We start from the raw sequence: 15,598 nt of genomic DNA on the forward strand, positions 1-15,598 counted from the left end.
TTCTTTGATTGAAGCGCCAGGCGGCGGAAATCCGAAAACAAAGGCGGACGCTTCCGCTCCTACAGTTCCAAATAGCCTCCGGCGCCGCTCCGCTCCCCTGATTTTTTAAGGCTCAGCCCAGATGTGCTCAGCGGCTTCGCTTCCCTGATACAGGGGCACTGCCGGGATCAGCGGCTCCGCTTCCCTGCTATGGAGGAGGCTCAACCCGTTCGTTCCCGGCTACCGCTTTGCCGGACTCCGATAGAACAGGAGATCCAGGTTGAGCCGGACCCAGGTTCGTCAGGAAGTAGCCGCGCCTGCGGCCGGCCAGCGCCTCCATAACCGTCGGGGGAGGCTTCGCCAAGCCTGACAAGTGTGTTTCCCGTCAAGGAGTGAACTCGCCTCCTGACAAAAAGCAACCCCGCACAGCGCCTACTCTGCTCGAACTAAGACACCTTCCCGGTTTCCCACACTTTTTTAATCGTTGGCATCACGGAATCGTAGATTTCCTTGATGCTCTTTTTACCGGCAAGGCCGGGGTCGATGACCTTTTCGTATTCGGTGTTCATTTTGATGTAAGCGGGTACATAATAGGCCGGCCACTGGACGATGGCGTCTTTCGCCGTCGAGTAGCTGAGGATGGTTTCTTTGGCGCTTGGCGGGAGGTCGCCCGTCCATTTGTCAATCAGCGCCGGGTCCGTGTACCAGTCGGATTGGTTCGGGAGCCAGGCTCCGCTTTTCAGCAGATCAAGCGCGTTGTCCGGATTCACCATATAAGCGTAAAAATCCTTGGCTTCCTCAATATGCTTGGATGTATTGTAAACGACCAGCGGAGCGCCCGCGTTCATCGTGACGGCGCGTTCCATCTTCGGCAGCACGCCCACGCCGATGTCTTCGTTCCCCTTGATGTTCGCCAGATCCCAGGATCCGCTGATAACCATCGCGTACCCGCCGCTCAGGGCATCGACCGCCGAACCGATGCCGGTATTCCAGGTATAGTTGAAGCTGGAGGCCACTTTATCTTTGTTGGCGAGATCGGCCAGCTTCTGGATGCCCTCTACCGATTTGGAGCTATCCCACAGGAATTCTTTGCCGTCCGGGGAGACGATGCCGCCGCCGTTTGCGGCAGCCGCCCAGAAGTGATGGAATTCGCGGCCGGCGGTCATGCCCACGCCGTAGTTCTCAACCATCGCCGGATCGAACGCCGGGTCAGCCGCGGTGCGGCCTTTGGTGTCGGTCGTCAGCTTTTTGGCATTGGCTACAAAAGTGTCCCAGTCCCACGCCTCCTCCACCTTCGTTGGAGGATAAGCAATGCCAGCGGCGTCGAACTTGGATTTGCTGTAGAACATCAGCTCCAGCTGGTTGGACAGGCCGACGCCGATCACTTTTTGTTCAGGCGAATGAATGGTGATGGCGTCCAGCTTCGGCGGAATTTTGCCGCTGTCCATCAGATCGCCGATATCGGCCAAAATCCCCATCTCATTGTATTTCTGGATATCGGCTTCGCCCATGTAGCTGATATCCGGCAGCTCTCCGGATTCCAGCCGGGTCTGGATGAACGTATCAAACGTTCCGTCAGCGGGAAGCACCTGCGCGTTGATTTTGACGCCGGTATCGGCGGTATAGCGCTCAACGGCCGCTTCAACCAGCTTTTTCTGCGCGTCGTCGCCCCAGTACAGCAGCTCGAGTGTCACGTCTTTTTGCGAAGAATCCTGTGCTCCGGCGGTCGCGGTCTGGGTGGCGGAAGCTCCATCGGCCTGACTGTTCGCTTTGTTGGTATTTCCCGAGCAGCCTGCCAACGCGGTGCACAGCAGCAGAGCGGCCAGCGATCCCCTCCAAGCGCGTTTACCCAATTTCATGACATCGTCCCCTTGCTTTGTAAGATTAAAAAGCCGTATGTTCTTGTGACTGACCGGATGATCTATTTTAGGTCAAACGTTTTAAACGTTTAACTTAAAACCGTTACGTCTCCTTCTTCACCTGCCGGGCTGCAGGGGATGAATCCGTCATCGGTAAGACGGACCTGGCGCATCATTTCGCCTTCAGGCGCCGTGTAGATCCAACCGCGTTCTTTCATTACATAGCGGACCGGATAAGCTGCATAACTCGTCACCGTAATGCCTTCTCTATCCCGTTTCAAAAACCCGTTAACACAACGAAGCTCTCCCGCCTGGTCCGTGTACAAATAAGCCGTCGTACCAAAGCCCTTCAAATAAGCGGTCAGTTCTTCGCCCATATCCCAATCTTCGCCGCTGACTCCGGAAAACAGGGCCGAAAACAGCGGGTCGTCCGAAGAGGCAAACACCGATTGACCAAACCGGTTATGCGACAAAACCGGCATATTCAAGTTCGGGGCATACACCCCGTAGGTGGACGCCGCCTCGCCGGGAAGCAGCTTCCGCGGAGTGGAGCGCACGTTCCAATCGTAGCCGTTGAATACCGCCATGCCGGACCGGTATGCGGCTTCCAGATACTCCGGATCGCCCAGATGCTCGTATGCAATCAGCGCCGACGAAGACACAAGGCCGCCCCACAGCGAATGAATCATATAGGATAACGCTTCCCACCAGCGGTCAGGGTTTTGGGCGCGGTAATCGTTGCTGAACCCGATGTTGGCCAGAATCAGCTGGCCGTATTTGGCGGCCTCCCTCGTTTTGTCTTGAAGCAGCAGGGCCACACAGGTCGGACCAAAACCCGCATTGTCATAAAAATGCTCGGTAACCGCCCCCTGATACCCCCGCGCCGTCTGTTCAAGCTCTTCGCCGAATTGGTTCCATAATGCCGCCAGGCGGTCATGCCATTCCGCAAGTCCTTGACGCTGAAGGTCTTCCAGCAGTTCTTTTATGTAAAAAATGAACACCCCGTTCAGCCGTGTTTCATCCTTCTCCCGTTGTCTGGTGTGGCAGTCCGGATCAAACCGGAGACAAAGCACCTCCGCCGCCCAAGCCAGGTAGGTTCGGGGGGAATGATGTTTCAGCAGCCCGGCGTCCATTCGGGACAGCAAATAATAAACATGGGCGATATAATCCAGATCGAAAATACGGTAAAACGAGCCGTACACCGCCCTCGGCCGGCGGAAATCGCCGTCTTCGAACCAGTGGGTTTTCATGTCCAGCACAGCGGAGGTTTCTACGCTTGCGACCTGTTTAGGGTCGGGATGCGTCAGACTATTTTTCATCAGCAAAAAAGTCAGTTTGCCCAGCGATTCGCCCTGGTTGGACAGCGGACGGAAAGCATATGGCCGGTCTGTCCCTTGGCCGCCGCCGTAGCTGTGTTGGATGAGCCACCGGGCCCGTTCCTCCAGCAGCCGGTCGGTTCGTTCGAGCACGTTCCAGACCAGGGAATCTGCTCTGCCGTCTTTTAGCCGAAGCACCAGCTTGTGTTCGCCCGGAACGTCCCGGGCCAGATCAAACCGGTAACGGAGGTTCCCGCCGCTGCCAATCTCCGAATACGGAATGTCTTCTTCGTAAACGTTATCCTCTCCGGAAGCGGACAGCAGGCTGACCCGGTCAATCTCCGCGCCTGGAGGCAGTTCCAGCTCTGCCTGAAACCGTCCTCCGGCTGTGAGCACCGGCGTATACTGCCACTTGGGATGCCCGTAGCTTGCGGCCTGCCGGTAAAAGCTCTCCCGGTCAACGCAAGGCTCAAACGCAAACGACCATGCAGCGTGCTCCCCGGGTTCTAACGCCAGCGCCGCGTAAGCGTTCCCATAAATCCAATCGGCCGCCGCCGACTCCCGTATCGTGCCCCCGTCTTCGATCAAAGACAAGCGATGAAACAGCATGCCGTCCAAAGAAGGAGACACCTGTTCTAGAAAGCGGTTCCAATATCGGCAGTACGTGCCTACTGCCGCAGGTCTTCCGCCTGTTGCGAACACGGCCAGGTGCGGGGCTTCATTGCTGCGCCGGATGGCGGCAAATTTGGCAAAATCTCCGCCAAGGTGCGGAAAGACCGCACAGGAATGCCGCATATTCCGCAGCACGTCGGGGTCGCGGAACATAATATAAGCAAGGGAAAACCAGAAGTGCAGCCCGCTTATCTGAATCCGCTTACCAGAATCATTGCTGCATTCGACCTTCCATGTCAAGCTGTTTGCCTTTAATTCGTACCGAAGCCGCAGCACCGCAGGATAGGCCTTATATATGATTTCGGCCGAGTGCTCTTCAAAAACAATTTGCGGCTGCAGCTCTTTACTGCAAATGTTTCGCCCGTCAACACTCATTTCCCACTCGCCGAACAGCTTCTCCGTTTCCTCTTCGTATCCGGCTTCCCGCAGATATTCGGGATCAATCACCCAATTCATCCGGTATGGATCTTCTTCAAGAATCAAGGAACGCAGCGCTCCCCGTTCCGTGAACCGGAGCTGGAACCGGCCATTGCTCAGTGTAAACATAATTTCTCTCCTTCACAAATCCGTCAATGATTTAAACGTTTAACAAATCGGCTAAAAAAATATATTTTTGCTCTAGAGTGTGTACGCAAACTGTCAATTAAGGAAATAAGGGTCGGTCAAACGATTTCGTAATGGGTTACGAAATGCTATCAACCCTGGAGCTACACCTATTTATTGTCAGATCGATCTACGAATCCTCTCCTGTGACACACCCCCAGCGGATTAACACAGCACGCGATACAGAAGTCTTTCCGGACCCAGCAGACGTTATTTCTGAAATTCTTGGGCTTTGGTATGCCTATGCGGACTCCAGATCCGTTATGCGTACCGAAAACAGACAAACTATGGATTCTCCGCGTAAATAAGCGCATCTGAGTCCGTCACTTTGCCAAAACATTGAATAAACAACAAATAAGGTATCCTGAGTCCGTAAACTTGTACCCATACTTTCTCTGGCGGCTACCAAAGGCAGGAATCTGGGGTGAAATCCTGAAACATGTTACCATTGAACCCGATTTTGAGCAGATGATGATGGAAACCACCATAGTCCGAGTCCATCAGCATGGGGCCGGCGCAAAGGCGGGCAAAGCAAGCAAACGATCAGACTATGAAAAAGACAGCCAGCATATTCAAGGCTTTTTTGACGTTGATTTCGATGAGGTTATGGCTAAAATAAGTTTGCGTACAGACTCTAGCCCACTCTATAACCTGTCGATCAGGAGTTTTGTCCCTGAATCAAATGGCTTCTGTTGCTCGAAGGCGTGCTGTCCAAAGTCACATTGACTGATGCCGGGCCGCTCGTAGCCGGCTACTCGAAGGGTCCTGCCCGCAGCCATGCTGACCGAAGGTGGACCGCTCAAAGCTAGATCTCGTAGTTAGGCTGCTCGAAGCCCGGCCGCTCGAAGCCATGCCAACCGAAGCCATGCCGCTCGAAGTCGTGCTGCTCGCAGCCATGCGGACCGAGCACATCCGGCCCAACTCCGCCGGGCGTCAATGCCCTGGCGGCGCGGCGACGGAATCGCGTTCAATCAGCCGGCAGACCGGCATATCAAAAGCTTCCGCTTCCTTCCCGTTGATCGTGCGATACAGCACTTCAATCGCCCGGTACCCCATTTCATGCAGCGGAAGATTCATCGTGGTGATCCGGGGCCGCAAATAATCGCTGAACTCGCGGTTGTCAAACCCCACTACGGACAGCTGATCCGGTATCCGCACGCCCTGTTCGTCCGCAGCCTGCAGCACCCCGACGGCCATTACGTCATTCATCGCCAGAATCGCGGTCGGCGGTTCGGGCAGCGACAGAAGCTGCCGGGTCAGTTCACAGCCGGACTGCTTCTCCCAATCGCCCATCGTGATATATTCTTCGCGGATTGGGAGATTGTAGTGGGCTAAAGCGCGGTGATAACCGTCCAGCCGGCGGCGGGAGTTCACGGAATCCATCAGGCCGCTGATCACGGCAATCCGGCGGTGGCCCTTGCCGATCAGGTAGGATACCGCCTCAAACGAGGCCTGTTCATCATTATACTGGATGGCAACTTCATCCTCTGCGTAAGCGTAGGTATAGACGATCGGCCGGCCCTCCGGATTGATCAGTCCGGTCAGATCACGGGTATGGATGCCGATGTAGATAATTCCGTCCACCTGCTTGCTGAGCAGATCTGACACAGCGCTGTTCGCATATTTCCGGTAGCGGTCCACTTGGCCGAATGACCGGCCGATCCGTTTGTCGAGCCGCAGGTTCGTCAGCAAAATGTGGAGATCATGCCGGTCTCCAAAATCGTTAATGCCGTCGATAATTTCCGGGGTGTTAAAAACCGTGACGTCTTCCGCAATCACGCCGATCGTGTTCGTCCGCTGCAGCTTGAGGCTCTTGGCGATATCGTTGGGCTTATAGTTCAGCTCCTCGATGGCTGCCTGAACCCGCTGCATGGTGGCGGGTCTGACGTTGCGCGTGCCGTTCAGCACATATGAAACGGTGGCGATGGAAACGTTGGCCTTGGCTGCTATATCCTTAATGCTGATTCTTCCCATAACCCGTCTCCCATTTCATGCCATGCTGGCGGCTAAAATCTAAACGTTTAACTTAACGCCTAAAATATACCACATGCTTTATCGATCGGGCAAGCAAAAATTAGTGTTTTCTTTGTGTAAATTTTATGCCGAAGCGCTTGTAAAGTATTGGAGTTTTGGATATGCTTAGTGTGAAAATAATTTCCGTATTTACTTAAGATATTAAGAAAATAATTTTTAGGTGGCTTCGTTATGTCCACAATACTTTCCATGCTGGAGCGGGAGCTGGATAAGCTGTCCCGCAATGAACGCAAACTGGCCGAGCATATATTGCAGGCCCCCGGCGAAGTAACACGCCTTGGTATTACAGAGCTGGCCGAACGGTGCGGCACCAGCCCCGCCGCCGTCACCCGGTTCTGCAAGCAGCTGCATTTCCGCGGGTATCCCGATCTGAAGCTGAAGCTGGCAGCCGAACTTGCCCAGGCCGGAGAAAATACCGAACAGGCCGGGCATTCCTCCTACCAGGATATCGTCGCCGGTAATCCGCTGGCCGTTATCGTGGAGGCCATGCAGGCCAACCATGTCGCCTCCATCCGCGACACGACCTCGCTGCTTGATTTTGGACGGCTGGAGCAGGGAGTTGAACTGCTGTGCAGCGCCCGGCGGATCGATCTGTATGGCATGGCCACCTCCTCTATCGTCGCGCAGGATTTTTATCAGAAGCTGATCCGCATCGGCGTGAACTGCACCGCTTTTGCCGATCCGCATATGCAGATCACTTCAGCTTCCTCGCTGGGGGAAGGCGACGTCGCTTTTGCCATTTCGTATTCGGGGGAGACGCCCGAGACAATTGACGCCTTAAGCTGTGCTGGTTCCGCGGGCGCCGCTACGATCAGCCTTACTTCTTTTGGGAACAGCACTTTGGCTTCCATGGCGGATATTCCGCTGTTCTCGTCTTCTTTGGAGCGCGGAATGCGGCGGGGGGACATGGCTTCGCGGATCGCGCAGCTGCATATTATCGATATTTTGTTCACCGGCATGGTCAGCAGCCGTTTCGGGGAGTTCATCCCCAGACTTGAGCAGTCCTATCAAAATGTCCAACAATACCGTCACCTTCGGGGAGGAGCAGGAAAATGAACATTTTAAAGTTTAATAGCGAAGAGGATTTCGTACAAACCGGCGCCAATCTGATTGCCAGTCTTCTGCAGAGCAAACCCAAAGCCGTGCTTGGTCTTGCTACGGGAAGTTCGCCTGTGGGCGTATACGCAAAGCTTGTTGAAATGCACCGCAAAGGGCTGGTCAGCTTCGCCAAAGCAACCACCTTTAATCTGGACGAATACGTAGGACTGCCTGTGGATCATCCGCAGAGCTACCGGAGCTTTATGAACGAGCATCTGTTCAGCCACGTCGACATCGACCTGGCCAGAACCTACGTGCCTGACGGCAACGCGCCGGATCTGGAAGCGGAATGCCGGCGCTACGACAGGCTGCTTGAGGAAGAAGGCCCGGTGGACCTGCAGCTGCTCGGTATCGGCCATAACGGGCATATCGGCTTCAACGAGCCGGACGCCAGCCTCAGCAGCGGCACGCATGTGATGGATTTGTTCGAGACGACGCGTCAGGCAAACGCCCGCTTTTTTGACTCGATTGATCAGGTTCCGCGCCAGGCGGTTACGATGGGTGTTGCCAGTATTCTGAAAGCCCGGCAAATCGTGCTTGTGGTACGCGGTGAAGACAAAGCCGAAGCGGTGAAATGCGCGCTCAAAGGGCCGATCACGACGCAGTGCCCGGCCTCCCTGCTGCAGAGTCACCCGAATGTCGTCGTGCTGCTGGATGAAGGAGCGGGCAAATGGCTGAATTAACAACACCGGGAGAACTGCTCTACGGCAATGTTTTGACTCCTGCAGGGCTTATTGAGGAAGGTGTGCTGGCTGTCTCGGATGGATTAATCCATTACGCAGGGGCAGCAAAATGGCTGCCAGCCGCCTATGCCGGCTGGTCTTCGGATCATGCAGATATTAACAGCCTGCTCGTTCCGGGGTTTATCGATGTACACGTTCACGGCGGAGTCGGTTATGATTTTATGCTGTGTGACCGGGAAGGGCTGGAGGCAGTAACACGGTTTCACTGTGCCAACGGGACAACCACGCTGCTGGCCACAACGATGACCGCCACCAAAGAAGCGATCGACCGGGTGCTGGAAGAGATTGACCATTTCCGGTCCAGACCGATGCCGTACGCTGCCATTGCCGGAGTACACCTGGAAGGACCGTTTATTAGTCCCAAATGGCCGGGCGCCCAAAATCCCGGCCACATCGTGCCGCCGGACATCGCATGGCTTGAGGAATGGGAGCAGCGTTATCCCGGCTTGATCCGGCAGGTGACGCTTGCGCCGGAGACCGATGGCGCGCTTGAAGCGATAACCTGGCTGCGCAGACGGAGCATTACCGCTGCGCTGGGCCACACCGATGCCTCGTACGAGCAAGTGATCGCCGCGGCCGAAGCCGGTCTGAACCAGGCGGTGCATCTGTTCAACGCGATGACGCCCCTGCATCACCGGAAGCCCGGCACCGCGGGCGCGGTGCTGTCGGACCGGCGGATCCGGGCTGAAATTATCGCAGATGGCATCCATGTCCACCCGGCAGCTATCGGCCTTGCCGCCCGGCTCAAAGATGCGGACAACCTGCTGCTCATCACGGATGCGATGTCGGCCGCAGGACTTGGCGACGGCGAATACATGCTTGGCGACCTCCCCGTTGCCGTCCGCAGCGGCGTTGCGACACTCCGGGATAACCCGGATGCGCTGGCCGGAAGCACGCTGACGATGATACGCGGCTTTCGCTTCCTGATACAGGAGGCAGGCTTCACGCTGGAGCAGGCTTCCCGTGCAGCCAGCTATGTCCCTGCCCTTTCCCTTGGACTTGAGCGGGTAACGGGCACGCTGGAGGCCGGCAAACGCGCCGATATTTTGCGCCTTAGTCCTGAACTCGAACTCCTTGAGGTGCGTGTGGAGGGCAGACGGATATCGGAGTAACCCCCGCCTGTACGGTAGTCTCCATTTAAAGACTGAATTAGACCGAATTACGCGATTGCGCGCCAAAGCGGCGTTCTCAGCACGAATAGGTGCAGGGAACGCCGCTTTGTTCGCTGAGCGCTGAATCCAGTCGGCTGGATTGCCAGCCGGCCGGAGTTCTGCCCGGTTCGGCTTCAGGAATTTAGTTACCGGTTATTATTGCCCATTCTATGCGGGAATATCCGGTCTGTCAGAGTACGGAATTCGTTAACGAAGCCTTCAAGCGGATAACCGTTGCGGGCCCGGTCGGCATAGCCGTTAACATGCGCAACAAAATCAGGGTCGGCGGAGACATAAACCGCATCGACATTCCGCGCGTTGCGTTTTACTTCATTGACGATTTTTTGCTTTAGTTGATGTGTCAGGCCATTGTTGCTGGCTCCGGCTGCACTTCCGGTCCGGGCACCCATACCTGCAGCTCCTGTTCCTGTAGTTCCCGTACCTGCAGTTCCTGTTCCTACAGTCCCTGTTCCTGCGGCTCCTGTTCCTGCGCCGGTGCCCATTCCACCGCCACCGCTGCCCGGTACTCCGGTACCTGTTCCTTGCACACCAGTGCCGGCCATTCCCATCCCGTTACCGCCCTGGCTTCTTACGCCCAGGGTACCGCCCATGCCTGTGCCGGCCGCATTCATCCCGCCGCCGTTATATCCTGCAACACCGTCCATGCCTGCTGTGCCGCCCGGCCGCATGCCGCCTGTAGCGTTCATGCCGTTGGCTGTACCGCCGGTTGTGTTTCGGTTCCCGTATCCAAAGCCGTATGGAGTAGAATTGCTGCGGTTGTTCGTCGCCGTACCATTCAACCGGTTTTGTCCGGTCCCGCTCAGCGTATCGCCTCTGCCCACACCGCGCGGAGACACTCCGGCATTCCCGTTCCCGTTATCGAGTTCCACCGCAACATAAGCGCTGCGTCCGCTCAGCAGCACGTTGGCCGTACGGACCTCCGTCATGCCGGTAATCCGGTCGGCGATATCCTGGCTGAGCTCCAGCCGTTCCGCTTGCTGAGTGCCGTTTGCTGCGCCGCCTCTCGCCGATTGCATGCCCAATCGGCCTTCCTGCGTGCCGCGCGCCTGATTCGTGCGCACATTGCCGTTGTCGTTCGCCCCGTTGCCGCAGCCGGTCAGGCCGATCATACCGGCCAGAAGCGCCGCCGATAACGAGATGCCGAGCTTCGTTGTTCGCATGCTCCAACCTCCAATGTCCAGTTATTTTTGATGGAACAAGGATTAGGATGGCATCCCGAAGGAGAGTCTATGCTGAAAGGATTTGGCACGATCGTTCACCAACGAAGGCGGGCCGGCGTATTCTATACCACAGGCACCGGCGGGGCCCGTGGGGGCTTGCTGCGCCCTTGGGAGGGGAACGAATGAAGGTATTATTTACGTTTTTTGTGCCAAGCGGAGGCGTGGAAACGCTGAACCGGCTGCGCTGCGGCCACCTGAACCGGAACGGAATCGAAGCGCATGCGCTTTACCTCCGGCCGGCGGCCGGATATCAGAACGCTTCGGACTTTCCGGTTCATATTTTAGGCGAAGACGCCGGGATTGCCGACCTGCTCCGGCAGCAGGCCTACGACGCCATCATTGTCACCTCCGATCACTCCATGCTGGAGCGGCTGCGGCGGCTTGGATACGGCGGCACATTAATTTATGAAGTGCAGGGCCTGGGCACAAAAAAGGAAGCCGCGGAATATATCGCCGCAGTATCTTCCTATCTGAAGGCATACGCGGACGCCGTACTGCTGCCTCCGACAGATCATTTGTTTCAATTGTTTTTAACGGTCTGTCCCTGGCTGCACCGCTACATCATTCCGAATTTAGTCGACCTGGAGACCTTTCATTACATTCCCGGCGAACGGCCGCAGGACCCGGTGGCGGGTTGGGTAGGGCGTCTGGAGGCCAACAAAAATTGGCGGGAATACCTGAAGATATGCCATCTGCTCCGCCGCAGCAAACCTAACCTGCATTTATGGATGTTCCACGATCCTTCCCTTGCAGCCGCGGAAGAACGTGCAGCGTTTGATCAAGAACTGCACCGGCTTGGACTCCAGGACCGGCTGAACGTCTTTATTCACATTCCCAATACGCAAATGGCTGGCTATTATTCCCGGATTGCCGATTCCGGCGGACTTCTGCTGTCTACCTCAGTCACCGAAGGCTTTGGGTACGCTGTTGCCGAAGCCTTGTGCTGCACCTGCCCTGTCGTAAGCACCGATTCGGATGGGGTCCGCGCTTTTATTGTGCACGATGGAACGGGCAAGTTTTATCCGCTGGGTTCACCCGAAAGCGGAGCTGCGGCGGCGCTTGAACTGATGGACAATCCGGCGCTGCGCCAATCGGTCCGGATGCAGGGCCGGGCCCATATGGCGTCGCAGTTTGGAGCGGCCGGTTATGCCAAGTCTTTTCGGGAAATGCTGAACTCCTTCGGAATTTTTTGAGTGCAGCTCATTTATTTTAAGACTGGATCCTATTATTATAGAAAACACGAATACACGAACGATGTTGAAGAAGAGCAAGTACGTGTCAGGGACGGGGTCCAGAGAGTCGGTGGCCGCTGTGAACCGATCCTCGCCTGATGCCGAATGGGCTTCCGAATCGCAGGGTTGAACGCTTAGTAGACGCTGCCGGGTTTCTCTCCCCGTTACCAAAAGAGCGGTATCGCAGGATTTTTGGTCCTGCCGTACTTTGAGCGGATCGCTTTACGGCGATTCATAAAGGTGGTACCACGGGAACCCCGTCCTTTGCGGACGGGGTTTTTTGTATTTTTTTAAGGAGGTGATGTCCATGGACGATGGCTGGTGGCGGCGCCGTTTCAAACCAATTTTTATGATCTCGATCATCAGGAGGGTATTCAATGAAAAAACGGATTTTAACAGGAGACCGGGTCACCGGCAAGCTGCACCTTGGACATTATGTCGGAAGTCTGAAGAACCGCATAGAACTGCAGCATCAATATGAAACTTATTTGCTGCTTGCGGATGTTCAGGCGCTGACCACCCATTTTGACCAACCCGAGCTCATCAGGCACAACCTGCGGGATGTGGCGCTGGACTATCTGTCAGCAGGCATAGACCCCGATAAAGCAACAATTGTCGTCCAGTCCCTGATTCCGGAGATTGCGGAGTTAACCGTCTATTTTTCCATGTTTGTTACGGTCAATGCGCTGCGGCATAATCCGACGATCAAAGCGGAGGCTCAGGAACGCGGATTTCAGGATATGTATTACGGCTTCCTTGGGTATCCGGTCAGCCAAACGGCGGATATTACCTTTTGCAAAGCGGCCTTGGTTCCGGTGGGGGAAGATCAGCTGCCGCATATCGAACAGACCCGTAAAATCGTACGCCGTTTCAATCAGCTCTATCAGCCTGTATTGGTAGAGCCTGAACCCCTTGTCGGGGAGGTCCCCCGGCTCGTTGGTCTGGACGGAAACCACAAAATGAGCAAAAGCCTCGGAAACGCCATTGCTCTGGATTCCACCGCGGAGGAAGTGGCAGAAAAAATCAAGAAAGCTCCCACAGATCCGGCGCGTATTCACAAGACCGACCCCGGGCATCCGGACATCTGTCCGATCTACGCTTATCATCAGGCTTTCCGCAAAGAAGGCGCGGAGGAGATTCGGGAGAGCTGCCGCAAAGGCCAAATCGGCTGTATGGAATGCAAACGTAAAGTTACGGCAAGCCTGAACAACCTGTTGGAACCAATGCGGGAGCGGAGAATATCTTATCAAAATCATCCCAAGCGGGTGGATGAAATCATCCTGTCCGGTACGGCGCAGGCCCGGCTTGCGGCCCGGGAGACGATGGGGGAAGTGCGCGAGGCGATGGGGCTTAATTATTTTTCAAGCTGAGGCAGATGTTCTTTGGATAGAATTTATTGATACAAATGTTAATTAATGGTATGTTGTGGAATAGATGACGCCAGGTATTTCTAATCCGGAGGGATACTATGAGTATACTTAACAAGTTAATTGAGACTAGACATTTGATGAAATCAACAGCCAAACAAAAATCGTTATCTGTAATTTTTTCCATTCTTATTGGGATAGCATTAGGACTGTTAGCAAAGATAGTAGATACTCCTAATTCAAACCCCATTTTCGACGATTTAGGCGGGCGTCTTGGGATATGGGTATTTACCGCAACACTTTTATCCGTTATCAGTCCTTCTCCCAAAATGGCGGCTGCTAAAGTTTTTGCTTTCTTGGGTTCCATGCTAAGTGTTTATTATCTTTACACCATCTATTTTCTTCATTTTACCCCGACAAAAGAGATCATTTTTTGGGGAATCTGCGCGGGAGTATCGCCTCTCTGTGCGTATATCATGTGGTATGCGCGGGGTAGAGGTTTGTTTTCCAATATAATTGCGGCTCTTCCAATCTCCCTATTGATAACGGAAGGATTCGGTCTCCGTCATGCTTACTTGCCTGTTCACCGTCATTACTATCTGATTCCTTGGCTAATGGCAATCTACTTGGTGATGATAGTTCTTTTGTTGCTTCTGATTCCAAAAAACAAATCTCAGCTATTTGCTATCGTTTCCATATCGGCAGTCCTATCTGTTTTTGCAATTCTCTTTAATGTCCTTGGCTGGATATTTGGCGGATGAACGGCGTATTATAAAACACAACTTACAATAATTCTCAAAATTTCCCTTGTAATTTTTTACAAGTAAGCGTACTATATGAATATCCCAAAAAAAGGAGGAAGTTTAATGAAAAGTAAAATCTACACTTTATTGTTATCCACCTGTTTAGTGGCCTCATTTTCGGGAAGTGCACTAGCTTCGCCTGCTCCTACACCTGCTGACAGTACGGTAGGATTGTATTCTCCTGGACCCGGATTTCCACTAGCTGATGGGATAGACGTGCTGGCTTCGTCAGGAGCAAAGGTCGAAAAAGCTGTTGTTAATGGAAATTTCACTACCCTCTCTACACAATCCTATAGCAGTCCGGGATTCACTACTGGCGTCTACGTAGGCGGGTCGAAACCAACAATTTTCTCTCTGAACTCCAAAGGCTATGCTGAATTCAGCAGTGTTTACCAACAAAATGTAAATCCCGGAGAAAGCGTACAGGTTACATACCAAACTTTGGACGCTAATAACGGCAGTGTTTTGGCCGGTAAAAATCTCTCCGGAATACAAAGTTCCGCCAGTGTCGTTCTTACAACTAAAGTACAAAAAAACACGGCAGTCAATGCCTATCTGGGTAACTTCACCGGGCATAAAACTTCCGCATCAGGCGTTTTTAATTACTAGTCTCTAATAATTTCTACTGTTTAAGAGACATCTGCCGCATCCTTATTGTGTCTAAACACCAATATAGGATCTGCAGATGTTTTTCTTTTTCAACCTTTCCTCCATACATCAATACGCTTGAGAAAGGACTGCCTAAAATATGATCACTTTGAAAGCAAAAAAGTCATTATATATAATCGTATTTCTTCTACTATCGGCATTGTTTTTATTGTTCTATCTACTTTCACAAGCGCATGGTAATAAAGAAAAAATAGTAATCTCTATTGGTGTGCCGGAAAGCGGGAATACAGCTTACAACTACTCCCAATTCAAAAGTGAACTAGAGAATAAATTTGACATCTCCATTAACTTGGTGGAACTTTATCCGGCTTCTGAAAACGGTACTCTTACAGAGCAAATGATAATTGATAATACGTATAAAAAAGTGAAGAATGGGGAGGTTGATTTAATTATAGGGCTGACTCCCAATAAAATAGCCCCTCTTGTGGAGGATGACTTACTCCTTGATATAACGGATAAAATTGAAAATAAGGATAGTTTACATAAAGGTGTGCTCAAAAGCAGCATTAAAGGTGGACACGGGAAAATATATTACATTTCTCCGGTGATTAAAACCATGTATTTTGTGTTACAGAACGATAAAATCTTCAAAGATTTAGGTGTTGATTTGTTACCCACTTACCCTACCTACAAAGAATTTTTAAATACACTGAAGCAGTTGAACGCCTCCTCAAAAGCACATAAGGTTCCCTATAGTCCTATAGCATTTGCAGTAAAAAACACCAACGAAGAAGAGTTGTTTATTGGTGATCAGTTTAGGATGTTCGGGTACAATCTAGAGACACCCTATTATAGCAAAGGACAGCTTATGAACGATGAATGGAGGGAATT

At 53.3% G+C, this 15,598-nt stretch carries 12 protein-coding genes and 1 other annotated feature; of the genes, 8 read left to right on the forward strand and 4 right to left on the reverse strand.

All coding sequences use genetic code 11. The features are described 5' to 3' along the window. Positions 1 to 425: 425 nt before the first annotated feature. The 3 genes from ACE6ED_RS22310 to ACE6ED_RS22320 all read right to left on the reverse strand — a co-directional run bounded on the left by ACE6ED_RS22310 (position 426) and on the right by ACE6ED_RS22320 (position 6,403). On the reverse strand, positions 426 to 1,838 hold the full coding sequence (locus ACE6ED_RS22310; RefSeq protein ID WP_410829629.1) for an extracellular solute-binding protein: 1,413 nt from the start codon (positions 1,836 to 1,838) through the stop codon (positions 426 to 428). Positions 1,839 to 1,927: 89 nt separating this feature from the next. After that, positions 1,928 to 4,372 (reverse strand): hypothetical protein, encoded by a 2,445-nt coding sequence (locus tag ACE6ED_RS22315; RefSeq protein WP_410829630.1) that lies wholly within the window; start codon positions 4,370 to 4,372, stop codon positions 1,928 to 1,930. Between the two features lie 990 nt (positions 4,373 to 5,362). Then, positions 5,363 to 6,403: a LacI family DNA-binding transcriptional regulator gene (locus ACE6ED_RS22320; protein WP_410829631.1), complete on the reverse strand. Its 1,041-nt coding sequence runs from the start codon at positions 6,401 to 6,403 to the stop codon at positions 5,363 to 5,365. Between the two features lie 231 nt (positions 6,404 to 6,634). On the opposite strand from ACE6ED_RS22320, the gene ACE6ED_RS22325 reads away from it, so the two are divergent. Genes ACE6ED_RS22325 through nagA form a run of 3 tightly spaced genes read left to right on the forward strand, consistent with a single transcriptional unit; the run spans position 6,635 to position 9,416 of the window. Further along, complete coding sequence (locus ACE6ED_RS22325) at positions 6,635 to 7,519, forward strand: MurR/RpiR family transcriptional regulator (protein ID WP_410829632.1); 885 nt, start codon at positions 6,635 to 6,637, stop codon at positions 7,517 to 7,519. Further along, positions 7,516 to 8,244 (forward strand): glucosamine-6-phosphate deaminase, encoded by a 729-nt coding sequence (gene nagB / locus ACE6ED_RS22330; protein WP_410829633.1) that lies wholly within the window; start codon positions 7,516 to 7,518, stop codon positions 8,242 to 8,244. Before ACE6ED_RS22325 ends, nagB begins: the two co-directional genes overlap by 4 nt. Continuing rightward, complete coding sequence (nagA, locus tag ACE6ED_RS22335) at positions 8,232 to 9,416, forward strand: N-acetylglucosamine-6-phosphate deacetylase (RefSeq protein WP_410829634.1); 1,185 nt, start codon at positions 8,232 to 8,234, stop codon at positions 9,414 to 9,416. The genes nagB and nagA overlap by 13 nt, the downstream gene beginning before the upstream one ends. Before the next feature lie 185 nt (positions 9,417 to 9,601). On the opposite strand, the gene ACE6ED_RS22340 is transcribed toward nagA, so the two are convergent. Beyond that, positions 9,602 to 10,636 (reverse strand): YhcN/YlaJ family sporulation lipoprotein, encoded by a 1,035-nt coding sequence (locus tag ACE6ED_RS22340; protein WP_410829635.1) that lies wholly within the window; start codon positions 10,634 to 10,636, stop codon positions 9,602 to 9,604. A gap of 182 nt (positions 10,637 to 10,818) precedes the next feature. On the opposite strand from ACE6ED_RS22340, the gene ACE6ED_RS22345 reads away from it, so the two are divergent. From ACE6ED_RS22345 to ACE6ED_RS22365, 5 genes are all read left to right on the forward strand, one after another. Continuing rightward, entirely contained in the window at positions 10,819 to 11,889 is a 1,071-nt protein-coding gene (locus ACE6ED_RS22345; RefSeq protein WP_410829636.1) for a glycosyltransferase family 4 protein, read from the forward strand. Between the two features lie 55 nt (positions 11,890 to 11,944). After that, positions 11,945 to 12,196 (forward strand) — a binding site (T-box leader). A gap of 109 nt (positions 12,197 to 12,305) precedes the next feature. Further along, positions 12,306 to 13,298: a tryptophan--tRNA ligase gene (gene trpS, locus ACE6ED_RS22350; protein ID WP_410829637.1), complete on the forward strand. Its 993-nt coding sequence runs from the start codon at positions 12,306 to 12,308 to the stop codon at positions 13,296 to 13,298. Positions 13,299 to 13,396: 98 nt separating this feature from the next. Further along, on the forward strand, positions 13,397 to 14,056 hold the full coding sequence (locus tag ACE6ED_RS22355; protein WP_410829638.1) for a hypothetical protein: 660 nt from the start codon (positions 13,397 to 13,399) through the stop codon (positions 14,054 to 14,056). A gap of 105 nt (positions 14,057 to 14,161) precedes the next feature. After that, on the forward strand, positions 14,162 to 14,707 hold the full coding sequence (locus ACE6ED_RS22360) for a hypothetical protein (RefSeq protein ID WP_410829639.1): 546 nt from the start codon (positions 14,162 to 14,164) through the stop codon (positions 14,705 to 14,707). A 139-nt stretch (positions 14,708 to 14,846) separates the two neighbouring features. After that, positions 14,847 to 15,598: hypothetical protein (locus tag ACE6ED_RS22365; protein ID WP_410829640.1), on the forward strand; the 752-nt coding region annotated here is incomplete at its 3' end.

The sequence above is a fragment of the Paenibacillus nanchangensis genome, from assembly GCF_046543445.1.
Lineage (GTDB): Bacteria > Bacillota > Bacilli > Paenibacillales > Paenibacillaceae > Paenibacillus_AQ > Paenibacillus_AQ nanchangensis.